Origin of the sequence: Nocardia amikacinitolerans (assembly GCF_900215415.1) — a bacterium.
Lineage (GTDB): Bacteria > Actinomycetota > Actinomycetes > Mycobacteriales > Mycobacteriaceae > Nocardia > Nocardia amikacinitolerans.
The window spans coordinates 215,889-237,600 of sequence record NZ_OBEG01000007.1; the positions used below are offsets into that span (position 1 = coordinate 215,889).

The 21,712-nt window shown below is 67.8% G+C and carries 26 protein-coding genes; 12 read left to right on the top strand and 14 right to left on the bottom strand.

Going from position 1 to position 21,712, the window contains the following annotated elements:
* From CRP45_RS28460 to CRP45_RS28480, 5 genes are all read left to right on the top strand, one after another.
* Entirely contained in the window at positions 1-786 is a 786-nt protein-coding gene (locus tag CRP45_RS28460) for a 2-keto-4-pentenoate hydratase (RefSeq protein WP_097247778.1), read from the top strand.
* Positions 787-796: 10 nt separating this feature from the next.
* Positions 797-1,705 (top strand): acetaldehyde dehydrogenase (acetylating), encoded by a 909-nt coding sequence (locus tag CRP45_RS28465; RefSeq protein WP_097247779.1) that lies wholly within the window; start codon positions 797-799, stop codon positions 1,703-1,705.
* A 12-nt stretch (positions 1,706-1,717) separates the two neighbouring features.
* The gene (gene dmpG / locus CRP45_RS28470) at positions 1,718-2,755 is read left to right on the top strand and encodes a 4-hydroxy-2-oxovalerate aldolase (protein WP_097247780.1); all 1,038 of its coding nucleotides are present in this window, start codon (positions 1,718-1,720) and stop codon (positions 2,753-2,755) included.
* Positions 2,756-3,127: 372 nt separating this feature from the next.
* Entirely contained in the window at positions 3,128-3,934 is an 807-nt protein-coding gene (locus tag CRP45_RS28475) for an SAM-dependent methyltransferase (protein ID WP_097247781.1), read from the top strand.
* 51 nt (positions 3,935-3,985) lie between these two features.
* Complete coding sequence (locus CRP45_RS28480) at positions 3,986-4,132, top strand: DUF1059 domain-containing protein (RefSeq protein ID WP_097247782.1); 147 nt, start codon at positions 3,986-3,988, stop codon at positions 4,130-4,132.
* Positions 4,133-4,142: 10 nt separating this feature from the next.
* On the opposite strand, the gene CRP45_RS28485 is transcribed toward CRP45_RS28480, so the two are convergent.
* Both CRP45_RS28485 and CRP45_RS28490 read right to left on the bottom strand, forming a co-directional pair.
* A complete protein-coding gene (locus CRP45_RS28485) occupies positions 4,143-4,541 on the bottom strand; it encodes an ArsR/SmtB family transcription factor (RefSeq protein WP_097247783.1) in 399 nt (132 codons plus the stop codon).
* Positions 4,541-5,197, bottom strand: a complete 657-nt coding sequence (locus CRP45_RS28490; protein WP_097247784.1) for an SRPBCC family protein — start codon at positions 5,195-5,197, stop codon at positions 4,541-4,543. The genes CRP45_RS28485 and CRP45_RS28490 overlap by 1 nt, the downstream gene beginning before the upstream one ends.
* Before the next feature lie 10 nt (positions 5,198-5,207).
* Between CRP45_RS28490 and CRP45_RS28495 the strand changes: the two genes are divergently transcribed.
* On the top strand, positions 5,208-6,110 hold the full coding sequence (locus CRP45_RS28495) for an AAA family ATPase (protein WP_143861564.1): 903 nt from the start codon (positions 5,208-5,210) through the stop codon (positions 6,108-6,110).
* A gap of 22 nt (positions 6,111-6,132) precedes the next feature.
* On the opposite strand, the gene CRP45_RS28500 is transcribed toward CRP45_RS28495, so the two are convergent.
* A complete protein-coding gene (locus tag CRP45_RS28500) occupies positions 6,133-6,903 on the bottom strand; it encodes an SDR family NAD(P)-dependent oxidoreductase (RefSeq protein WP_097247786.1) in 771 nt (256 codons plus the stop codon).
* A gap of 108 nt (positions 6,904-7,011) precedes the next feature.
* Complete coding sequence (locus CRP45_RS28505) at positions 7,012-7,626, bottom strand: DUF2867 domain-containing protein (RefSeq protein WP_097247787.1); 615 nt, start codon at positions 7,624-7,626, stop codon at positions 7,012-7,014.
* A 132-nt stretch (positions 7,627-7,758) separates the two neighbouring features.
* Here CRP45_RS28505 and CRP45_RS28510 point away from each other — a divergent pair, with 132 nt between their 5' ends.
* Positions 7,759-8,319, top strand: a complete 561-nt coding sequence (locus CRP45_RS28510; protein WP_097247788.1) for a TetR/AcrR family transcriptional regulator — start codon at positions 7,759-7,761, stop codon at positions 8,317-8,319.
* A 187-nt stretch (positions 8,320-8,506) separates the two neighbouring features.
* Here the strand turns inward: CRP45_RS28510 and CRP45_RS28515 are convergent, their stop codons facing one another.
* Entirely contained in the window at positions 8,507-9,079 is a 573-nt protein-coding gene (locus CRP45_RS28515) for a YdeI/OmpD-associated family protein (RefSeq protein ID WP_097247789.1), read from the bottom strand.
* Positions 9,080-9,216: 137 nt separating this feature from the next.
* Here CRP45_RS28515 and CRP45_RS28520 point away from each other — a divergent pair, with 137 nt between their 5' ends.
* Positions 9,217-9,975, top strand: coding sequence for an SDR family oxidoreductase (locus CRP45_RS28520; protein ID WP_097247790.1), 759 nt, complete (start codon positions 9,217-9,219; stop codon positions 9,973-9,975).
* 132 nt (positions 9,976-10,107) lie between these two features.
* Here the strand turns inward: CRP45_RS28520 and hsaB are convergent, their stop codons facing one another.
* Genes hsaB through hsaA form a run of 4 tightly spaced genes read right to left on the bottom strand, consistent with a single transcriptional unit; the run spans position 10,108 to position 13,671 of the window.
* Positions 10,108-10,695, bottom strand: a complete 588-nt coding sequence (hsaB, locus tag CRP45_RS28525) for a 3-hydroxy-9,10-secoandrosta-1,3,5(10)-triene-9,17-dione monooxygenase reductase subunit (protein WP_097247791.1) — start codon at positions 10,693-10,695, stop codon at positions 10,108-10,110.
* 23 nt (positions 10,696-10,718) lie between these two features.
* Complete coding sequence (gene hsaC / locus CRP45_RS28530) at positions 10,719-11,624, bottom strand: iron-dependent extradiol dioxygenase HsaC (protein WP_097247792.1); 906 nt, start codon at positions 11,622-11,624, stop codon at positions 10,719-10,721.
* Positions 11,625-11,626: 2 nt separating this feature from the next.
* Positions 11,627-12,508 carry a 4,5:9,10-diseco-3-hydroxy-5,9,17-trioxoandrosta-1(10),2-diene-4-oate hydrolase gene (hsaD, locus tag CRP45_RS28535; protein ID WP_097247793.1) on the bottom strand — a complete coding sequence of 294 codons (882 nt, stop codon included), beginning with the start codon at positions 12,506-12,508 and terminating at the stop codon, positions 11,627-11,629.
* Positions 12,508-13,671 (bottom strand): 3-hydroxy-9,10-secoandrosta-1,3,5(10)-triene-9,17-dione monooxygenase oxygenase subunit, encoded by a 1,164-nt coding sequence (gene hsaA / locus CRP45_RS28540; protein ID WP_067792296.1) that lies wholly within the window; start codon positions 13,669-13,671, stop codon positions 12,508-12,510. Before hsaA ends, hsaD begins: the two co-directional genes overlap by 1 nt.
* 197 nt (positions 13,672-13,868) lie before the next feature.
* On the opposite strand from hsaA, the gene CRP45_RS28545 reads away from it, so the two are divergent.
* Both CRP45_RS28545 and CRP45_RS28550 read left to right on the top strand, forming a co-directional pair.
* Positions 13,869-15,131, top strand: a complete 1,263-nt coding sequence (locus CRP45_RS28545; protein ID WP_301315830.1) for a 3-ketosteroid-9-alpha-monooxygenase, oxygenase component — start codon at positions 13,869-13,871, stop codon at positions 15,129-15,131.
* Complete coding sequence (locus CRP45_RS28550; protein ID WP_097247795.1) at positions 15,131-15,463, top strand: hypothetical protein; 333 nt, start codon at positions 15,131-15,133, stop codon at positions 15,461-15,463. The genes CRP45_RS28545 and CRP45_RS28550 overlap by 1 nt, the downstream gene beginning before the upstream one ends.
* Positions 15,464-15,466: 3 nt before the next feature.
* Here CRP45_RS28550 and CRP45_RS28555 read toward each other — a convergent pair whose 3' ends face one another.
* Positions 15,467-15,877 (bottom strand): cupin domain-containing protein, encoded by a 411-nt coding sequence (locus CRP45_RS28555; protein WP_097247796.1) that lies wholly within the window; start codon positions 15,875-15,877, stop codon positions 15,467-15,469.
* Positions 15,878-15,987: 110 nt separating this feature from the next.
* Positions 15,988-17,031 (bottom strand): saccharopine dehydrogenase NADP-binding domain-containing protein, encoded by a 1,044-nt coding sequence (locus CRP45_RS28560; protein WP_097247797.1) that lies wholly within the window; start codon positions 17,029-17,031, stop codon positions 15,988-15,990.
* Positions 17,032-17,127: 96 nt separating this feature from the next.
* Between CRP45_RS28560 and CRP45_RS28565 the strand changes: the two genes are divergently transcribed.
* Positions 17,128-18,045 (top strand): AraC family transcriptional regulator, encoded by a 918-nt coding sequence (locus CRP45_RS28565; protein WP_097247798.1) that lies wholly within the window; start codon positions 17,128-17,130, stop codon positions 18,043-18,045.
* Complete coding sequence (locus tag CRP45_RS28570) at positions 18,042-18,518, top strand: FAD-dependent oxidoreductase (RefSeq protein ID WP_245910528.1); 477 nt, start codon at positions 18,042-18,044, stop codon at positions 18,516-18,518. Before CRP45_RS28565 ends, CRP45_RS28570 begins: the two co-directional genes overlap by 4 nt.
* A gap of 71 nt (positions 18,519-18,589) precedes the next feature.
* Here the strand turns inward: CRP45_RS28570 and CRP45_RS28575 are convergent, their stop codons facing one another.
* The 3 genes from CRP45_RS28575 to CRP45_RS28585 all read right to left on the bottom strand — a co-directional run bounded on the left by CRP45_RS28575 (position 18,590) and on the right by CRP45_RS28585 (position 21,655).
* On the bottom strand, positions 18,590-19,774 hold the full coding sequence (locus tag CRP45_RS28575; protein WP_097247799.1) for an NAD(P)/FAD-dependent oxidoreductase: 1,185 nt from the start codon (positions 19,772-19,774) through the stop codon (positions 18,590-18,592).
* Between the two features lie 82 nt (positions 19,775-19,856).
* A complete protein-coding gene (locus CRP45_RS28580) occupies positions 19,857-20,801 on the bottom strand; it encodes an RNA polymerase sigma-70 factor (protein ID WP_097247800.1) in 945 nt (314 codons plus the stop codon).
* A 101-nt stretch (positions 20,802-20,902) separates the two neighbouring features.
* A complete protein-coding gene (locus CRP45_RS28585; RefSeq protein ID WP_067792319.1) occupies positions 20,903-21,655 on the bottom strand; it encodes a DUF427 domain-containing protein in 753 nt (250 codons plus the stop codon).
* Positions 21,656-21,712: the final 57 nt, after the last annotated feature.

A 21,712-nucleotide genomic window follows, 5' to 3' on the forward strand; every position in this document is an offset into this window, starting at 1 on the left:
GTGCTGTCCGACGCGGTACGAACCGAACTCGCCGACGAACTCGCGCGGGCCGAGAACGATCGGGTCGCCATCGACCCGCTGGTCGCGCGATACCCCGACATCGATGTGGTCGACGCCTACGAGATCCAGCTGATCAACATCCGCCGCCGCCTCGACAGCGGCGCGCGCGTGGTCGGCCACAAGGTCGGCCTCTCGTCCAAGGCCATGCAGCAGATGATGGGCGTGGACGAGCCCGACTACGGGCACCTGCTCGCGGAAATGGAAGTGTTCGAAGACGTTCCGGTCGAGGCCGACCGCTACCTCTTCCCGCGCGTAGAGGTCGAAGTCGGGTTCGTGCTCGGCGCCGACCTGCCCGGCGCGGACTGCACCGAGGAGGACGTGCTCGCCGCGACCGTCGCCTACGCGCCCGCGATCGAGCTGATCGATTCCAGGATCAAGGACTGGAACATCGGCCTGTGCGACACCATCTCGGACAACGCGTCTTCGGCCGGTTACGTGCTCGGACCGGAGCGGGTCGCGCCGAAGGACATCGACATCAAGGCCATCGACGCGGTGCTCACCCGCAACGACGAGGTGGTCGCCGAGGGGCGCAGCGACGCGGTGCTCGGCGATCCGGTCATCGCCGTGGCCTGGCTGGCGCGCAAGGTCGCCTCGTTCGGCGTGCGGCTGAAGAAGGGCGACATCGTGCTGCCCGGCTCCTGCACCCGCGCCATCGACGCCCGTCCTGGCGACAAGTTCCACGCCGAGTTCGCCGGACTCGGTTCCGTCCGTTTGCAATTCATCTAGGAGGATTGTCGTGTCCAACGGGACCGTCACCGCCGCGATCGTCGGGTCCGGCAACATCAGCACCGATCTGCTCTACAAGCTGCTGCGCTCGGAGGTCATCGAGCCGCGCTGGATGATCGGCATCGACCCGGAGAGCGAGGGCCTCAAGCGCGCCCGCGGGCTCGGGCTGGAGACCTCGCACGAAGGTGTCGACTGGTTGCTCGGGCAGTCCGAGCTGCCGGACCTGGTCTTCGAGGCCACCTCGGCCTACGTGCACCGCGCCGCCGCGTCGAAGTACGCCGAGGCGGGCATCCGCGCGGTGGACCTCACCCCGGCCGCGGTGGGCCCCGCCGTGGTGCCGCCGGTGAACCTCGGCGCCAACCTGGACGCGCCGAACGTCAACATGATCACCTGCGGCGGCCAGGCCACCATCCCGATCGTCGCGGCCGTGTCGCGCGTCGTGCCGGTGCCGTACGCCGAGATCGTCGCGTCGGTGTCGTCGGTGTCCGCCGGCCCTGGCACTCGCGCCAACATCGATGAGTTCACCAAGACCACCAGTCGGGGCGTGGAGACCATCGGCGGCGCCGAGCGCGGCAAGGCGATCATCATCCTGAACCCGGCCGAGCCGCCGATGATCATGCGCGACACCATCTTCTGCGCCATCCCGGAGGACGCCGACACCGACGCGATCGCCGACTCCATCCACCGGATGGTCGCCGACATCCAGCAGTACGTGCCCGGTTACCGACTGCTCAACGAACCGCAGTTCGACGAGCCGTCGGTGGTTTCCGGTGGCCTGGCGAAGGTTTCGGTCTTCGTGGAGGTCGAGGGCGCGGGCGACTTCCTGCCCCCGTACGCGGGCAACCTCGACATCATGACCGCAGCGGCCACCAAGGTGGGCGAGGTCATGGCACAACAGATCTCCTCGACCCGGGTGTAAGGAGCGTTACCCATGGCTTATTCAGCAGAACTCGACATCCGCGTCACCGACACCTCGCTGCGCGACGGCTCGCACCACAAGCGCCACCAGTTCACCGCCACCGAGGTGCGTGACATCGTCGCCGCGCTCGACGGCGCGGGCGTTCCGGTCATCGAGGTGACGCACGGCGACGGGCTCGGCGGTTCCTCGTTCAACTACGGTTTCTCCAAAACCCCCGAGCAGGAACTGGTTAAGATCGCCGCCCAGACGGTCAAGCAGGCCAAGATCGCGGTGCTCATGCTGCCCGGCGTCGGCGTCAAGGAGGACATCAAGGTCTCCCAGGACAACGGCGCGTCCATCTGCCGCATCGCCACCCACTGCACCGAGGCCGACGTCTCCATCCAGCACTTCGGCCTAGCGCGCGAACTCGGGCTGGAAACCGTTGGCTTCCTGATGATGTCGCACACCCAGCCGCCGGAGGTGCTCGCCAAGCAGGCGCGCATCATGGCCGACGCCGGGTGTCAGTGCGTGTACATCGTCGACTCGGCGGGAGCGCTTGTCCTGGAACAGGTTTCCGATCGCGTCGCGGCGGTGGTCGCCGAGCTCGGCAACGACGCGCAGGTCGGTTTCCACGGTCACGAGAATCTCGATCTCGCGGTGGCCAACTCCATCTACGCGATTCGCGCCGGTGCTAGCCAGATCGACGGCAGCGCAAGGCGTTTCGGTGCCGGCGCAGGTAATACGCCGGTCGAGGCGCTGGTCGGCGTCTGCGACAAGCTGGGCATCAAGACCGGCATCGACTTCTTCGCCATCGCCGACGCCGCGGAAGACGTCGTCCGTCCCGCCATGCCGCAGGAATGCCTGCTGGACCGTCAGGCCCTGATGATGGGCTACGCGGGCGTCTACTCGAGCTTCCTCAAGCACGCCGAGCGCCAGGCCGAACGCTATGGCGTCTCCGCCGCCGAGATGCTCGTGCGCGCGGGCAAGCGCAAGCTCGTCGGTGGTCAAGAAGACCAGCTCATCGATATCGCGCTGGAGTTGCAGCGGGAGCAGGCCGCGGTTTCCGCCTGATCGGGGCGGTTTTCGAGGACTCTGCCGTATCCGGCCCGCGGGTGGTCTCGCGGGCCGGATACGCTCCGGCGACGCCATCACAGCCCTCGACGGCGTCGAATTCGAACTCGGCCGCATGAGCATTCCCGCGAGCTCGGGGGCGCAGCCAGGTCGCCCGCGATGAATCGGGGGCGCAGCGCTGTCGCCCGCGATGAATCGGATTCGCAGCCAAGTCGCCCGCGATGAATCGGGCGCGGTCGCCCGTGATGGAGTCGGCGACAAGCCGCGGTTGATCGGCGAATTCCGCTGTGGTCGTTGGCAGTCGGGCGCGGGACCACGCGGACGTCTCCTACTATTGGCGGGGACAATATCCGGCGAGTCGGGGGTGCGAACGTGTCCGATAGCTCGAACGTGATAGATCCGTCCAAGCCGAGCATCGCTCGGGTCTACGACTACCTGCTCGGCGGCAAGGACTACTACCCGGTCGATCAGGAAATCGGCGACCACTTCAAGAACGATCTTCCCGGTTCGGTCGTCATCGCGACGTCCAACCGTGAGGTGTTGGTTCGCGCCGTCGGCGAGCTGGCCAAGGCCGGCCTGCGGCAGTTCATCGACCTGGGCAGTGGCCTGCCGACCGCCGACAACGTGCACCAGGTCGCGCAGCGGCACGCACCGGACGTCAAAGTCGTTTACGTCGACAACGATCCGATCGTCCTCGCGCACGGGCGCGCGCTGCTGGAGGCCGACGATCGGACGGTCGTCATCCAGGCCGACGTCCGCGACGCGAAGGGAATTCGCGAGCATCCCGACGTCATCCGGCTGATCGATTTCGAGCAGCCGGTCGCGGTCGTCTTCAGCGCCATCCTGCACCACCTCAACGACGACGAGAACCCGGCGGAGATCGTCCGCTTCTGGACCGACCAGATCCCCTCCGGCAGCGCGGTGTTCATCTCGCACTTCCGCTCCGGGAACAACGCCGAGACCGAAGCGGTGGAGCAGAAGTTGCAGTCCACCTTCGGCCGCGGCCGGTGGCGCACCGACGAGGAGATCGCGGAACTCTTCGGTGATCTCGAGATCTTGGAACCCGGTGTCGTCCCCGTCTCGCAGTGGCGGCCCGATCCCGTCACGGGCCCTACCGCCGTTCGCGAGCTGACCGTCTGGGAGCAGCTGATCGTCGCAGGCCTGGCCCGAAAGCCCTGACCCCACTCTCCGATCCGTCGGCGACCCGCCGACCGCGACCTAGGACGAACCATGAAGCGAAACCTGAACTGCCCCTGCGGTGAATCCATCGTCGGCACCGACGAGGACGATCTCGTCGCCAAGACCCAGGCGCACCTCGCGGAGAAGCACCCCGGGCACGAGTACTCGCGCGACGAAATCCTCTTCATCGCTTTCTGATTCGCGCTGTTCAGGCGTGCCGGGCGTTTCTCGTCGTCTCCTCGGCGGGCGGTTCGGCGGTGCGCCGGGCCCGTTTGCCGCGGGCGATTTCGGTGGCGAGGGCGTCGAGGGGCTGGCTGAACTGGTGCAGCGGCTCGGTCAACGCGGTCAGCCAGGCGCGGGCCGCGTCCAGACCCGCGGGGTCGAGCGCGTACAGGCGACGCGTGCCGTCCGCGCGCACGCTCACCAACCCGGCGTCGCGCAGCACCTTCAGATGCTGGGAGACGCCGGGCTGGGAGATGGAGGCGCGCTGTTGCACGGCCGCGACCAGCGCGCCCGCGGGCTGCTCCTCGGCCGCCACCAGCTCGAGAATGTAGCGGCGGATCGGATCGCCGAGCGCCTCGAAAATCTTCGCCGGAGACGCGACCATCAGGACTCGGCGCCGTCCTCGGGCTCGGTGGTGTAGAAGGTCACCGTCTGGTCCGCGGCCGTGATCGCCGCGGTCGGGTCGTCGCCGTCGGCGACCGCCGCGTCGGCCCACCCCTCGGCCGCCGCGCGAATGAACGCCACGCCCTCGGCGGTGGTGTGGAAGGTCAGCACCTCGGTCGGATCCAGCACCGCCGCACCGTCCAGGTGCAGCGCAAGTCCCATGAGCGCCAGATCCCAGCCGACACCCACGGCCCCCGGACCGTACTGCGCCCAGAACTCGGGATCCACCGGCGCTTCGTGCTCGAGCTCGAGCACCGTCGCGTCCCCGTCCGCGCTCAGCGTCACCGTCAGCCACGACACCTGCGGGCCCATCTCCCACGTCACCGCGAACCGCCGCGGCGCCTCGCACTCCTCGATCACCCCGTTCGCGTTCCCCTCGAGCTGATACTTCCCACCCAGCTTCAACTCCCCGCTCACCGGCAGGAACCACCGCGGAATCCGCTCCCCATTCGTCAACGCGTCCCACAGATCCGCCTGATCCGTCGGATAACTCCGCCGCGCCACCGCGATCCGGGTAACCTCCCCACCTCTCTCCCCGGTCCGAACCTCCCGAACCACCAGCCCCGCAATCCCCGCCGGATCCGTCAACAACGGCATAACAACCTCCTTGGATAAGTTTCTACTTATATTAGTCCACGTGTGGCTCCCGAGTCCTGTGTACCTGATGATCCGCTACGACGCTCCCCGTGATGTCGACGACTTCGACGACTGGATTGTCCGCGCGATTCTCTCGCCGGGCAGCCCGATGTTCCTGGAGGCGCGCTACCTGCTCGCCGAGGAGCCGGATCTACGGGAAGGTGCGCTCTACCACTCGGTGCTCAATGCCATAGCGACGGGAAACACGGGACGCGGTGGCATCGCGGGTCATGTCGGCAGAAAGACGAACGAACTCGCACACCCGCTCACGGTCCTGGAGGATGCCGGGCTGATTCGGCGCGAGAAGGATGCCTTTCGCGCCAACCGTACCGATTTCCGTATCGCCGAGCCGTTGCTCACCTTCTATCACGCGATCATGCGGCCGTTCTGGCCACAGCTGACGCTGGCCACCGACACTCGGCGGATCTGGCAGCGAGCGGCGCACCGGTTCGCGAGCAATGTCGTCGGTCCGCATTTCGAGCGGGTGTGCCGGGACTGGGCGCTGCATTTCTCCAGCACTTCCGACAGCCTGAATCGACTCGGTGATTGGCCGGTTGGCGTGACCTCGGGCACGGTGAACGACTCGGCCAATCGGACGACCCACGAGGTGGATGTCGTGGCGGTCGGCCATAGCGACGACGGCCGACCGCCGCTGCTGGGTATCGGCGAGGCGAAGTGGAACGAGACGATGGGCCTCGGCCGTCTGGAACGGCTGCGCAGAATTCGGGACCTCGTCGCGAAAGGCGAACGATTCGACACCTCCGGCACCAGACTGCTCTGCTTCTCGGGTGTCGGTTTCAGCGCGGATCTGCAGGACGCGCAGCGTCGCGGTGAGGTCGAATTGATCGGACTCGACGAACTGTACGGACGTTGATCGCGGAGGCCCGTTCGCTCTCCTACAGCATGCGGTCGGGGATGGCGGTGATGAGGCCGCCGTCGACCGAGAGGTCTTGGCCGTTGATGTAGGAGGCTTCGGGGGAGGCGAGGAAGGCTACGGCGTCGGCGATGTCTTCGGGGGTGCCGAGGCGGCCCGCGGCGACGGCGGTGATGGCGGCGGCTTTGGCTTCGGGGGAGACGTTGTCGCGGTAGGAGGGGGTTTCGATGTAGCCGGGGCTGATGGAGTTGACGCGGATCTTCCTCGGGGCCAGTTCGGCGGCGAGGGTGCGGGTGAGGTTGTGTACGGCGGCTTTGGTGGCGGAGTAGAGGGAGGCGCCGGGGACGCCGCGGTGCATGGCCCAGGAGGCGTTGACGACGATGGCCGCCCCGTCGGCGAGCAGCGGAAGGGTCCTCTGGATGGTGAAGAAGACGCCCTTGAAGTTGATGTCGACGACGCGGTCGAACTCGGCTTCGGTGATGTCGGCGGTGGGCTGGAAGGCGGCGATGCCCGCGTTGGCGAAGAGCACGTCGAGGCGGCCGTAGCGCTCGCGGATGGTGTCGGTCAGCGCGTCGATGTCGCCGAGTTCCGCGACGTCGCTGCGGATCCCGAGCAGTCGCTCACCGCCGCCCAACTCGTCGACCGCCGCGTCCAGGCGGCTCTTGTCGCGACCGGTCACGACGACCCGCGCGCCCTCGTCGAGCAGACGGCGCGCGGCCGCGAGTCCTATCCCGCTGGTGCCGCCCGTGACGAGGGCGATCTTGTCGTCGAAACGAGAGCTGTTGGCGCGCACGGGCGAAACCTCCGAGGGAGCGTGTTGCTGGTACGAATACTTACGAACAGCCAACCGCCCGCGGCGATTCCGCCAGCTACCCCGAGCGGAACTCGATCCGGCGGCCGACTATGCGGCCTGCCGCTGCCATCCCTGCTCCAAGATGCGCATCAGCGCGGGATACACCAGCGTGTACCGGAACGGCGCGATCGCCGCCATGTACACCTTGCCGAACAATCCGTTCGGCTTGACGAGCACGGCCATCTGCCCTCGGTAACCCGAACCGTCGCGCACCCAGCCGATGTGCATCACGGTGTGGACGGTGCGGTTGGCCATCTCGGCGGCCCACTCGTTCTCGGTGAGATACACCGAGGTGAACGGAAAGCCCTCGACATCGGATCCGCGCGGCCCGGCACGCAGATCGTCGGGCAGCCGCTCCCGCAACGAGGTCACGCGCGCGCCGACCCCGGAGTCGGTGTCGTCCCAGCCGAGCAGCGCGCCGAGCTTCCAGCGGATCTCGAACAGGGCGCGGAACACCAGCGGTTGCGGAGTGTCGTCGTCGGTCGTGATGAGCCGGACCAGTCGCGGCAGGTCGTCCGGGCCGCCCGGCGTCGGCAGCGCCCACACGTCGTACAGCGCGAAATCGGGGGCGATTTCGTGGATTCGCCACGGGCGCTCGGTGTGCTCTTCGTCGGGGATCTTTCTGCCCGGTCGCGCTGTCGGGACGGGAAATGGAGTCGTCATGTCGGCCTCCTCCGATGGACGTGCGGCGTGAATTAGTTTGCACGGCAACGTCTTTCATATATACGTAACCGTATACGATCGATCGTAGACCGCTGCGCCCGCAGTGTCGACACCCTCGGCGATACTGGTGGCATGGTCGCCGTCACACGCACACCCCGCAGCCGGTGGGTCGAGCAGGGGCTCGCCGCCCTGGCGGCGGGCGGCCCCGACGCCGTCCGCGTCGAGAGCATCGCCGCGGCGCTCGGCGTCACCAAGGGCGGGTTCTACGGTCACTTCGCCGACCGCAACGCCCTGCTGGAGGAAATGCTCAACACCTGGGAGCGCGAGAGCACCCGCGCGGTGGTCGAACGAGTCGAGCAGGAGGGCGGCGACGCGCGCACCAAGATCCAGCGCGCCGGTCTGCTCACCTTCTCCGACGATCGTCTCCGCCCGATCGATCTGGCCGTGCGCGACTGGGCCCGCCGCGACGAGGCGGTCGCCGAGCGCCTGCGGCGGGTCGACAACGAGCGCATGGCGTACCTGCGCGAACTGTTCGGCACCTACTGCACCGACCCGGACGAGATCGAGGCCCGCAGCATGCTCGCCTTCAGCCTCGCGGTCGGCAAACACCTGCTCGCCGCCGACCACGGCGACCGCAGCCGCCGCGAGGTGGTCGCCCTCGCTTCGGCGTTTTTGCTGGAACCTCGGCAATGACGGCCGTCGGCCGTGAGTGGCGACGCACTGCCGAGGAGCTGGTCGCTCGGCATCGCAGACTGCCGCCGGGGATTGCGCGGCGATGCGCCGGGAGGCGGATGAGTTCTTCGGATCCGAGGATCGGTCGGCGACGAGGATCCGTGGTGGGGTGTCGACCGGTGACCGAGGGCCGCCGGACCCGCGCGGATCAGCCTGCGCCGTGTCCGAGCTCGTCGATCATCTGCCGCACTCTCGCCGCGCGTTCGGTCTCGCCGCGCGCCTTCATCAACCGGAGGAACAGCGCGTACTGCCCCGTGCGGTCGAGCTGATCGAACCGGACGCGCGCTCGGGGATTTCCGTCCAGCGCCGCAGTCAGGTCGTCTGGAATGGTCGCGGTGCGCTGCCGTTCGTAGGCGGCGTCCCAGCGCCCGTCCGCGCGCGCCGCACGCACTACGGCGAGACCGGGTTCGCGCATGCGCCCCGCGCCGACCAACGCCTCCACCTTCTCGACATTGACCTGCGACCAGGGGCTCTTCGGGCGACGCGGCGAGTAGCGCTGGAGGTAGTGGTCGGCATCGAGTGCGCGGCGGTGGCTGTCGATCCAGCCGTAGCAGAGGGCGCCGTCGAGCGCCTCGGCGATGGTGATCGTCGCGCTCGCGGCGTTCTTCTTCGCGATCTTCAACCAGACGCCGGTCGACCGGTCGTGATTGGCCGCGAGCCACGCCTCCCAGCGCGCGGAGTCGGCGAAGGTGTGGATTTCGGTGCCGTCGAGCTGGTTCATGGTGGCCTCCGAGGTGCGGGGATGGTCTCTTCTTCTGATCCTCCGCACATAAGTGCTCACCAATTGAGCAGTTTTGTAACCCGACTCGCGGGTCTCGGCACTTGTGGTGTTCAAAGGGGAAGGAGTACTAGTTACTCATGGGTAACATTCTTGTCGCCGGAGGAACCGGGGCGCTCGGCAGGCACATCGTCGCGCTGCTTCGCCGGGAGGGGCATGCGGTGCGAGTCCTCTCGCGCCGGCCGGGCGCGGGCACGCACGTGGGAGATCTGCGGACGGGCGAAGGCGTCGCGGAGGCGGTCGAAGGCGTGGACGCCATCGTGCACGCGGCCTCGGACTTCCGTAAGTTCGGCGGCCCCGACGTCGAGCAGACCCGCAATCTGCTCGCGGCCGCCACGGGCGTCGACCACCTGCTGTACGTGTCGATCGTCGGCATCGACCGCATCCCGTTCAAGTACTACCGCAACAAGCTCGCCTGCGAACAGCTCGTCACCGAAAGCGATGTGCCGCATACGATTCTGCGCGCGACCCAGTTCCACGAGCTGATCGCGTCGATCATGTACGGCGTCGAACGGCTGCCGATCGCACCGCTGCCCACCGACTTTCGGTTCCAGCCGGTCGCCGCGACGGACGTGGCGGCACGCGCCGCCGAACTGATTCAAGGCCCGCCGCTCGGCCGCGCCCCCGATTTCGGCGGCCCCGAAGTGTTGACCCTGGGCGAGCTCGCCGAAACATGGCGCACGATCAGGTCGCGACCGCGCCGGGTCGTGCGGGTGCCCGCGCCGGGCGAGGTGGCGCGGGCGTTCCGCGAAGGTCGGAACACCTGCCCCGACCACACCGACGGCACGCAGCGGTGGGCGCAGTTCGTCACCGCCGACCAGGGCAACGCCTACTTCTGACGCCCGCACCCACCCCTGTACCGGGTGAATGAAGGTCACGTCCAGTCGGTCTGGCGGGATGAAGGGGGCCTTCGGTCGGTTACCAGCACTGCCGGACGCAGCGCGCGCGGCCGAGCGACGGCGGGGGTACGCCTACAACCAGGTGTCCAACGTCGTCGTCGTGAGGAAGTGGTCGAGATCGGCCCGCCACGGTGCGGGCACCGTCTTCTCCGGCTCGATGGCGGTGTACTGACCGCGGTAGAACAGCAGGGGCCTGCCGGAGTCCGTGGACTCCGACAGGACCTGCACGCGGCCGATCACGATGTAGTGATCGCCGCCGTCGACGACGCTGTCCACCGTGCACTGGATCGTGGCCAGCGCGTCGTCCAGTACCGGGAGCTCCAGTTCCGAAGCGTGCCAGGCGGTTCCGGCGAACTTATCGGGTTCGCGGGAACCGAAGCGGGCACACAGTTGCTGTTGTTCCTCGGCGAGGATGTTGACGCAGAAGCGTCCGGTCTTCTCGATCGCCGCCCAGGAGCGCGACGCCTTGGTTGGGCAGAACAGCACCAGCGGCGGATCGAGGGACAGGGCGGCGAACGATTGACAGGCGAAGCCGATCGGCGCCCCGTCGTCGCCGAAGGCGGTGATGACGGTGATACCGGTGCAGAACTGCCCCAACACGTTTCGGAATTGGCGCGGATCGATCACCGGATGTCCGTCGGCGGTCGCTTTCGTCTCCATCACAGGCTCGCTCACCCCGTCGGTCATTGCTGGCGCTGGCCAACCGTGAAGTCGTGGCCCCACAGGCTCACGGCGGTTGACTCCCTGGCGATCCAGTCGTGGTCGTCGACTTCCAAGCCCTCGCAACCGAATTCGACGTCGAAGCCGCCTGGCGTCTTCATGTAGAAGGACAGCATCTTGTCGTTGACGTGCCTGCCGAGGGTGGCCGACATCTTGACCTTCTTACGCAGCGCGCGGTCCAGGCAGAGGCCGACGTCGTCGGCGTTCTCCACCTCCAGCATGAGGTGGACGATGCCGCTGGGGGTCGGCATCGGCAGGAACGCCAGCGAGTGGTGGCGCGGATTGCAGCCGAAGAACCGCAGCCAGGCCGGTTCGCCGTCGGCGGGACGGCCGACCATCTGCGGTGGCAGCCGCATCGAGTCGCGCAGCCGGAAGCCGAGCACGTCGCGATAGAACTCCAGCGCGGCCTTGTCGTCCGACGTGCTGAGCACCACGTGGCCGAGACCCTGTTCCTCGGTGACGAACCGGTGCCCGTACGGGCTGACCACCCGCCGGTGCTCCAGCGCGACGCCGTGGAACGCCTCGAGCACGTTGCCGGACGGGTCCTCGAAACTGATCAGCTCGTAGACGCGCCGATCGGCCTTCTCCGCCGCGGTGCCCTCCTTGTAGGGCACGCCCGCGGCTTCCAACCGATTCCGGATGTCTTGCAGCTCTTCGGCATTGGCGGTCTCCCAGCCGGAGACCTGCAGCCGGTCCTTCTCGCCGGGGACGATGACCAGCCGGGCCGGGAATTCGTCCATCCGCAGGTAGAGCGCGTCGGGGATGCCGCCCTTGCCCTCCACCATGCCGAGCACCTTGAGGCCGTATTCGCGCCAGGCCGCCATATCGGTGGCCTCGATGCGCAGATAGCCGAGCGATCGAATGCCCATGTCTACTTCTCCTTGCCGGATCCGGACAGGAAGTCCGTTGCCAGCCGGTTGAATTCGTGGAACTTCTCCAGCTGCGCCCAGTGACCGCAGCCGCCGAACACGTGCAACTGCACCCGCGGGATCATCTTGGTCGCGAGGATGGCGCCGTCGAGCGGATTGACCCGGTCCTCCCGGCCCCAGATCAGCAGCACCGGCTGGCGCAGCTTGTAGGCGTCGCGCCAGAGCATGCCGAGCTCGAAATCGGGGCCGGAGAACGACTTCCCCATGGCGCGGGTCGCGGCCAGCGCCTCGGGGGTCTTGGCCGATTCGAAGCGTTCGTCGATCAGTTCCTCGGTGATCAGCTTCTGGTCGAAGACCATGATCCGCAGGAACGCTTCGATATTCGCCCTGGTCGGCTCGAAGTTGAAGCGGGAAAGCTGCTTCACGCCCTCGGTCGGGTCCGGCGCGAAGGCGTTGAGGCTGAGGCCGCCGGGGCCCATCAGCACCAGCTTGCCCGCCCGGTCCGGGTAGTCCAGCGCGAACCGGACCGCCGCGCCGCCGCCGAGCGAGTTGCCGAGGATGTGCACCCGGTCGGTGATCTCCAGGTGGTCGAGCAGATCCTTCAGCGCCGACGCGGAGTGCGCGAAGTACTGCGGGTGCTCGACCGGCTTGTCCGACTTGCCGAAACCCGGCTGATCCACCGCGAGCACATGGAAATTCTGCGCCAGCACGGGGATGTTCCGTGCGAAGTTCGACCAGGACGACGCGCCGGGGCCGCCGCCGTGCAGCAGCACGATCGTCGGCCCGTTGCCGCTGCCCGCCTCGTGGTAGTGCAGCCGCAGGTCCGGCCGCACCTGCGCGTAGCGCGAGGTCGATTCGTAGGTGAGTTCCACCGTGGAGGTCATCACACCATCCCGTCGGTCACCGGAAGGCCGAACTCGTGGGTGCCGTACATGACGTACGCGCGCTCGGGATCGTTGGCCGCGTGCACCCGGCCCGCGTGCGCGTCCCGCCAGAAGCGTTGCAGCGGAGTGCCGTTGGCGAGCGCGGTGGCGCCAGACGCTTCGAAGAGCTTGTCGATCGAGGCGATCGCCCGCCCGGTCGCGCGCACCTGGTCGCGGCGGGCGCGCACACGCAGGTCGAACGGAATCTCCTTGCCCTCCTTCAGCAACGCGTACTCGTCGGCCACGTTGCCGGAGAGCTGGCGCCATGCCGCGTCGATGTCGCTGGAGGCCTCGGCGACGCGGACCTTGGTGAACGGGTCGTCCTTGGCCTTCTCGCCCGCGAAGGCCGCGCGCACGCGCTTGCCCTGGTGCTCCACGTGCGCGGCGTAGGCGCCGTAGGCCATGCCGACGATCGGCGCGGAGATGGTGGTGGGATGGATGGTGCCCCAAGGCATCTTGTAGACCGGGTCCGGGTTCTGCTCCAGGCCGGGCGACTTCAGCTCGCTCATGGCGCGGAAGCTCAGGAACCGGTGCTTCGGCACGAAAACGTCTTCCACCACAACGGTATTCGAGCCCGTGCCGCGCAGGCCGACCACGTTCCACACGTCATCGATGCGGTAGTCGGTGCGCGGGATGAGGAAGCTGCCGAAATCCACCGGCTTGCCGTCCTTGATGACCGGACCGCCCAGCACCGCCCAGGTGGCGTGGTCGGAGCCGGAGGACCAGGCCCACGCGCCCTTGACGATGTAGCCGCCGTCCACCACGGTGCCCGCGCCCATGGGGGCGTACGAGGAGGAGATCCGCACCTCGGTGTCCTCGCCCCAGACATCGACCTGCGCCTGCTGGTCGAACAGCGCGAGGTGCCAGTTGTGCACACCGACGATGCCCGCCACCCAGCCGGTGGAACCGCACGCGCTGGCCAGCTTGCGGACGGTGTCGTAGAAGACGACCGGGTCGGCGGCGTATCCGCCCCACTGCTTGGGCTGTAGCAGTCGGAAGAAGCCGGTCTCTTGGAGCGCCTTGATCGATTCGTCGGGGATGCGCCGCAGATCCTCGGCCTCCTGCGCGCGCTCACGCAGTGTCGGCAACAGCGCTTCGACCCGCTCGGTCACTTCTTGCGTCATCTCGGGACCTGCTCCTGCCTGGTCGGATTGGTAACCGGTACTCATTTGTCTCTGAGACTAGAACAGGTTCTTATTTCTGTCGAGAACCGCCGTTCATCGCAGGTCGGAGATGGACATCCGCAGGAAGTGGCCCGAATAGCTGGCATGCGGCAGGACATTTTTGTAACGTGTTCTAGTACAGAAGGAGGAGAATCGCGATGGCAGTTACCCCCAAAGGGAGCGGTGCAAGGGCCACAGGGTCGGCAGCCGGCGGAGCCGGCGGGGTGGGTAAGCACAGGGAGCTGGATGTCGGCTCGGTGCCTACCCGCTATGCGCGGGGATGGCATTGCCTCGGCCTGGCCAAAACGTTCCGGGACGGTAAGCCGCACGCGGTGAACGTGTTCGGTACCAAGCTGGTGGTCTGGGTCGACAGCGCGGGCGAACTGCGGGTGCTCGACGCCTACTGCAGGCACATGGGTGGCGACCTGAGCATGGGCGAGGTCAAGGGCGACGACATCGCCTGCCCGTTCCACGACTGGCGGTGGTCCGGCGTCAACGGCAAGTGCAGCTCCATCCCTTACGCGCGCCGCGTTCCGCCGCTCGCGCGCACCAGGAAGTGGACCACCCTCGAGCGCAACGGTCAGCTGTTCGTCTGGCACGACCACGAGGGCAACGAGCCGCCGCCGGAGATCACCATCCCGCACATCGAGGGCCCCTACACCGACGCGGACGGCAATCCGACCGACCAGCTCGACAGCGGCTGGACGGACTGGACGTGGAACTCGATGCTCATCGAGGGCGCCAACTGCCGCGAGATCATCGACAACGTGGTCGACATGGCCCACTTCTTCTACATCCACTTCGCCTTCCCGACGTACTTCAAGAACGTCTTCGAGGGACACATCGCCACCCAGTTCCTGGAGACCAAGGGCCGCCCGGACATCGGCATGGCCTCCAAGTACGGCGGCGACACCTTGCTGAAGTCCGAGGCCTCGTACTTCGGCCCCTCGTACATGATCAACCCGCTGATCAACGTCTACAGCGGTTACGAGGTCAAGAGCGTCCTGATCAACTGCCACTACCCGGTGACGCAGGACTCGTTCGTGCTGCAATGGGGCATCACGTTGGAGAAGCCGAAGGGCGTCGACGGCGAGATGGCCGACAAGCTGGCCGAGAAGATGACCGAGGGCATCAGCGTCGGCTTCCTGCAGGACGTCGAGATCTGGAAGCACAAGTCCAAGGTCGAGAATCCGCTGCTGTGCGAGGAGGACGGCCCGGTCTACCAGCTGCGCCGCTGGTACGACCAGTTCTACGTGGACGTCGCCGACGTCACCGAGAAGATGACCCAGCGCTTCGAGTTCGAGGTGGACACCACCAAGGCGAACGAGGCGTGGGAGGCCGAGGTGGCGGAGAACCTGCGTCGCAAGCGCGAAGCCGAAGAGGCCGAGCAGGCGGCGAAGGAAGCCGAGGCAGGCGTCTGATGGCGGCCACCTGGGCCAAGGCGCCGGACTTCGCCGATCAGCCCGCGCGGCGGGCGGCGGTGCAGGCCCAGACCGTGGCCGACAAGCAGCGCTACCTGGAGGAGGGCCTGACGCCGTTGCGGTGTCAGGCCTGCCGGAGCGAGGTGCTGGTGCGCAAATCCAGCTCGCACCAGACCTCCGTGCAGTGGACCGAGCCGCCCGAAACGCACTGCCCGGTCTTCGCCGAGCTCGCGGCGTCGGGCGGTCGTCCAGGTCGTCCCGAGACGTGTCCGCAGTTGGAGAAGACCATCAAGTGGGCGGTCGACGAGGGTGTGATCGAGGTACCCAAATAGAACTCAGTCGAGCTGGAAGTCCGCGAAGTCGAAGCCAGGGGCGACGATGCAGCTCACCAGGACGTACTCGTCGCCGAGCGGTCGCGCGGCCTGGCTGACGCCGCCGGGTACCACGGCCTGCAGCAGCTGACCGCGCTCGACATCGGGTCCGAGGACGATCTCCTCGCCGCCGATGTCGAGCGCGAGCGGTCCGCCGCGGTGCCAGAGCCACAGCTCGTCCGACCGCACCGTGTGCGGGGCCGAGCGCTCTCCCGGCATCAGCAGGAAATGGATCATCGTGGCCGCGGCCCGCGCTCCCGGATATCCGGGAGGCGTGAATTCCACCGAGCTGCGCCAGGTTTGGCGATACCAGCCGCCCTCTGGGTGCGGCTCCAAATCGAGTGCGATGGCCAGCGCGGGCCGGTCGTCGGTCATACCCGCGACTCTATGCTCGCTCGCCACGATGGCGCCTTCTTTGCCCGCCGCCGAGCCGGGCTGGCTCGTTCGGCTCGATGCCGACCCGGTCGCGGCGGAACGCGCTGGTGTCAGACTTCCTCGATGCGCCAGGTGATACCGAATCGCCCGAGAGCGTCGAGGAATTCGGTCGGCTCGAACGCTTCCGCCGGTGCCAGCGCGCCCGGCTTGGCGGTGCCCGCCGCCAGTCTGGTCGCGATCTCGACGGCGAGCAGGGCGGAATCGCGGTAGGAGTCGACGCCGTCGACCACGCCGCGCACCACCCGACCGTCGGCGTGGGCGTCGACGATCACCTCGTAGCGCAGGTCCGAGCTCGGCTCGTCCGGGATCTGCTCGATCAGCTCCTCGGTGAAAGAGCGGAGGGTGTCGAGGATTTCGGCGGCGAGCACGCCCTCGACCGACACGACCTCGGTGTGCCTCGGGACGGTGAGCACCGGCGGCTGCGGGAACTTCCCGACGGCGGTGGGCGCCGTGTCGCCGGGAAAGGTCATCTCCGGATGCCGCGCGGGGCCGGTGCGCAGCTCGCCGTCCGCGAAATGCCAACCGCCGCTGCTGAACCAGTCGAGGCTGGCGAACACCGTCTTGGCGCTGCCTTTCGACCCGTTGCCTCCGCTCTTGCTCAGGTGGCTGATGACGATCTCGGCCGGGCCGTTCACCCGGCGCGCGACGAGATTGGCGAGCAGGTCGCCCGCGATGTTGTTGTCCGTGATACCGGAAACGACTGTGACACCTGCTGTTTCGGCCGTGGTCGCGTAATCGTCGAAGACCTTCTTCAGGAACAGCTGTTCGCCGGAGATGTCGGTGTAGTGCGCGCCCGCTTCGATGGCGGCCGCCAGGACCGGCTCGCCATTGCGCACGTAGGCGGAGAGGCTGCTGATCACCGCGTCGACGCCGGTGAACGCGGCGACCAGGGCGGCGTGGTCGGCGAGGTCGGCGACGCGGATCTCGGCGTCGGTCAGGCCCGCGGCTTCGGCGGCGGCACGCATGCGTTCGGCGTTGCGGCCCACCAGGATCGGGGTGAGGCCGCGGCGGTTGAGTTCGTCGAGCAGGTAGCCGCCGGTGTGGCCGGTGGCGCCGTAGACGGCGATGGTGGGGGAGGTTGTCCGCTGTGTCATGGGTATGAACTTATGGGCGTGCGGCGAGCAAATGAATGGCTTGAATGCTCGCGTTCATGTCTGAAACGCTCAATCGATGAGCGTATGGTTTCTATCGTGGACATTCTCAGCGAGACGATAGCGGCCATTCGCACCGGCAATCCGGCGTCCGGCTTGTTCATCAGGCACGCGCCGTGGGGGCGCCGCTATCCGGTCGTGCCCGGCGCGGGGTTCCACGTCGTGCTGCGCGGATCCTGCTGGGTCGTTCCGCCGGAGGGTGAGCCGATCGCGCTCGGTGCCGGCGACGTGCTTTTCATGCCGCGCGGAGCCGATCACGACCTGGTCGACAATCTCGACAGCCCCGTCACCGAAACCGCCAAGCCCGGCGAGCCGCGCGAGATCGTCGGACCCGGAGTGCGCACCGAACTTCTCTGCGGCGCATACGAACTCGGTCGAGCGCGGTCGCACCCGCTGCTCGATGAACTACCCGAGTTCATCCATCTGCCCGCCCGCCCCGGCCGTCATCCCGCGCTGCGCGGTGCGGTGGATCTGCTCGCCGCCGAGATCGCCGAACCGTGCCAGGGCAGCGATGCCGCGGTGCCCGCGCTGCTGGAGACCATGCTGCTGTTCATCCTGCGCGCCTGGTTCGACGAACAGGCCGACGCCAGCCCCACCGGTTGGGCGGGCGCGTTCGCCGACCCCGCCGTCGCCGCCGCCCTGCGCGCCGTCCACGAAGACCCGGCCCGCGCCTGGACCGTCCCCGACCTCAGCGACATCGCCGGCGTCTCCCGCGCCACCCTGGCCCGCCGCTTCACCGCCACCGTCGGCGAACCCCCGCTCTCCTACGTCACCCGCTGGCGCCTTCTCACCGCCGCCCGCCTCCTCCGCGACACCGACGCCCCCTTGCACACCGTCGCCCGAAAAGTCGGCTACACCTCCGAATTCGCCTTCGCCAAAGCCTTCAAACGCGAATACGGCCAGGCCCCCGGCCACTACCGCCGCACCCCAACCCAACCCGCGGTCGTCGCGGTGTGAGGCCCATCCCGCGCTGCCGCGCCTACCTGAACCGTGTCTTGGACCGGCTTGGCGTGGTGCGCACGGTCGGGGTGAAGGTCGCCAAGGTGCTGCCCGACGCCGTGCGGTTGGACACCGGCGCACTCGTCCCCTCGGACCTGATCCTGTGGACTACCGGCGTGCGCGTATCACCGCTCGCCGCCCAGGCTGGAATCGCCACCGACGCAAGAGGTCTCATCATCACCGACGCCACACTGCGCTCGGTGTCGCACCCGGAGATCCATGCCATCGGCGACGCCGCCCTGGTGCGGCAGGCCTGGGGACAGCTGCACGGCACCTGCCAGAGCGGCGTCGTCACCGCCGACCACACCGCCGCGGTCGTCTACAAGGAACAGGTCAGCGGCACCCCGCCGGTGGCCGCCAAACTGAGCCGTTACGTGAAACTCCCGGTGCAACTGTCGAAGGGCGGCCGCGCCACCCGTAAGGCCGCATGACGATCCGGGGTCGAGGGCCGAGGAACCACTGGCTTCCTCGGCCCGTGCCGCCCAGGCCGTACTGATCGAGATCACGCGGTGGTGACGGTGGTTTCCGGGACCCCGGCGATGCGGCGGCGGCGCGACGGGAGCATCGACGTCGGATGCGAGATGCTCCAGGCCGCGGACTTGCAGATCAGTTCCTTGAGGCGTGCGGCCGCTGTGCCGGTGAGGGCGGACGGCTTGGGCTGATCGTCCGGGGTGACCCACTGCACGATGGCGTCGTGGCGTCCGAGGCTGATGCACTGACCGGTGTAGCCGATGGAGTTGCGTGGGACCTCGCGGCCGGTGAGCCGTGCCGCGATGGCGTCGGCCGCCTGGTAGGCCGTCGGGACTCCCGAGGCACAGGACATGCGGAGCGGATTGCCGCTCGCCCCCGGCGCGAGCGCGGCGTCGCCGATGGCGTACACGTCGGGGTGCGAGACCGACCGCATCGTGTCGTCGACGACGATCTGCCCGGTCTCGGAAACCCGCAGGGTCGTGGCCGCGGCAAGGGGGTGCACGGCGAAACCGGCAGTCCACACCGTCACCTGGGCCGGGATCGTGCGCCCGTCGGCAGTGCGCGCGCCGGTCGCCTGAACGCCTGCGATGTCGGTGTGCTCGTGCACGGCGATGCCGAGACGGTCGAAGGCCTTGCGCAGATGCCGCTGGGCCTTCTCGCTCAGCCAGTCGCCGAGGCCACCGCGGGCGGCGAGTGCGACCCCGAGATCCGGGCGGGCTTCGGCGATCTCGGTGGCCGCTTCGATGCCGGTGAGGCCACCGCCGACGACCAGCACGGTCGCGCCGGCGGCGAGCTCTGCCAGACGGTCCCGCAGCCGCTGCGCGGACTGTTTGCCCGCGAGGTCGTAGGCGTGCTCGGCCACGCCGGGAATGCCGAAGTCGTTGGCGGCGCTGCCGAGGGCGTAGACGAGGGTGTCGTAGGCGATCTCGCTCGGGCCGTCGGCGTCGATGACATCGACGGTCTTGCGTTCGGCGTCGACGGCGGTGACCCGCGCCAGCCGAACCCGCACGCCCGTGCCTGCGAAAACGTCGGTCAGCAGGCGGCGCTTCAGGTCCTGACCGGTCGCGAGCTGATGCATCCTGACCCGCTCGACGAACTCCGGATCGGCGTTGACGAGGGTGATCTCGGTGTCGGCGGGGTGCAGCCGCTTGGCAAGGCGACCAGCGGCGTTGGCTCCGGTGTATCCGGCCCCGAGAACGACGATGCGGTGGGTCATGGTCTCACTCCTGTCTGGCGGGTGTTCGCTACCTGAACCGGACAGCGGCCCGAACCCTGACAGGAGTCTGATGTGATCTAGGTCACCACTCTTCGACGAGCGGGTCTCCGTGGTCGAAGGTGGCCCAGTGGCGCGTCGCGCGTTCGAGCTTGGCCGGGTTGGCTTGGGTGTGGACGGCCGCGATCCCGTCGGTGGTCACCTCGAGGGTGATCACGCCTACGATCCGGTCGCCGACCACGATCACCACTGCGGGCACGCCGTTGACCACGTCGGCGAACAGGGCGGCGCGACCGCCGATGGTCTCCCACTTGGCGGCGGTGGGTTCGAACAGGCGGCGCAGGAATCGCGCGACCCGCAGTGCGCCCGTGATCGGCTGTGGCAGCGACACGACAACGCCGCCGCCATCGCCGACGCTGATCGTGTCGTCGGCCAGCAGCCGCACCAGCGAGTCGGTGTTACCGCTCAGTGCCGCGGCGAGGAACTCCTCGACGATCTTGCGGGCGGCGGCCTCGTCGACCGTCACACGCGTCCGGTCGGTGGCCATACGCTGCTTGGCCCGTCGATAGATCTGCTGACAGTTCGACTCGGACAGGTCGAGGACCTCGGCGATCTCGCCGTGCGAGTACCCGAACGCCTCGCGCAGCACGTACACCACGCGTTCCTTGGCCGACAGTCGCTCCATCAGCGTGAGCATCGCGATCGAGACCGATTCACGCTGCTCGACGGTGTCGGCAGGCCCGAGTATGCGGTCCGAGGCGAAGACCGGTTCGGGTAGCCACTGGCCGACGTAGGTCTCCCGCCTTGCCCGCGCGGAGGTGAGCCGGTTGAGGCAGATATTGGTGAGCACCTTCGTCAGCCACGCCTCGGGCGTCTCGATGAATTCGCGGTCGGCGACCTGCCAGCGCAGAAACGTATCCTGCACCGCGTCCTCGGCATCGCTCGCCGAACCCAGTAGGCGGTACGCGATCGCTTCCAAACGCGGCCTGGCGTTTTCGAACACCTCGAGCTCGTGCGTATCGACCAGCATGAACCGAAGTCAACCACGCCACGCGGTCTGCCGACCACACGGCGGAATCGCGTACGCCCTCCTGTTGCGTGGCGCGTTGCCGGGATACGGCGTCGAGGATCTCAGCTGAAGGGGGAGCTGGGGCGTTCTTCGAGGACGCCGTCGATCCAGACGTCGACCTTCTCGTTGTAGAAGCACGCCATGCCCGCGATCTTCTGGCTTTCGGGTAGCGGGGTGCGGTAGATCCAGGCGATGTCGCGGTATTCCTTGTCGCCGATGCGGACGGTCCAGTAGTCGGCGGTGCCCTTGTATGGGCAGTGGGAGTGGGTGTCGGAGGGGTGCAGGAGGTCTAGGCGGACGTCGGTGAGGGGGAGGTAATAGCGTGCGGGAAGGCCGGTTTCGAAGAGGATGCGCGGGCTGTGGGAGTCCGCGACGACGACGCCGCCGATCTCGACCCGGATGTGCCGGGAGCTGCCGAGGATGTCGACGCGCGAATACGGATCGCGCGGATGGACGTAGATCGGCTCGTCCTCCTCGAACCAGTCGCCCATGGCGTCCCAGTCCAGCCGGACCAGTTCGTTCAGTTCCGGCAGCGGGGAATCGTGGTAGCGCAGCGCACCGCCCGCCGCAGTGACGCCGTCGACGATCACGTCGTAGACCGTGGCATCGCCACGGCTGGGGGAGTGGGTGGTCTCGCCGTTCGGCTCGAGTTTGGCGTGCAGATCGGCGACGGGAATGTAGTAGGTCGGGTAGTAGGGGATCTCCCATACCAGCACCGGGCGGTCCGTATCGGCCACCAGGTGCCCGCCGAGATAAACCCGGACTCGCTTCTGGCTGGTCGCGACCTTGACGCGGCCTCGCTGCTCTTCGGTCATACCTCTCGACGGTACGCCGAAGGGGTGACAGATTCCGGACGCCGAACGGGCCCCGCC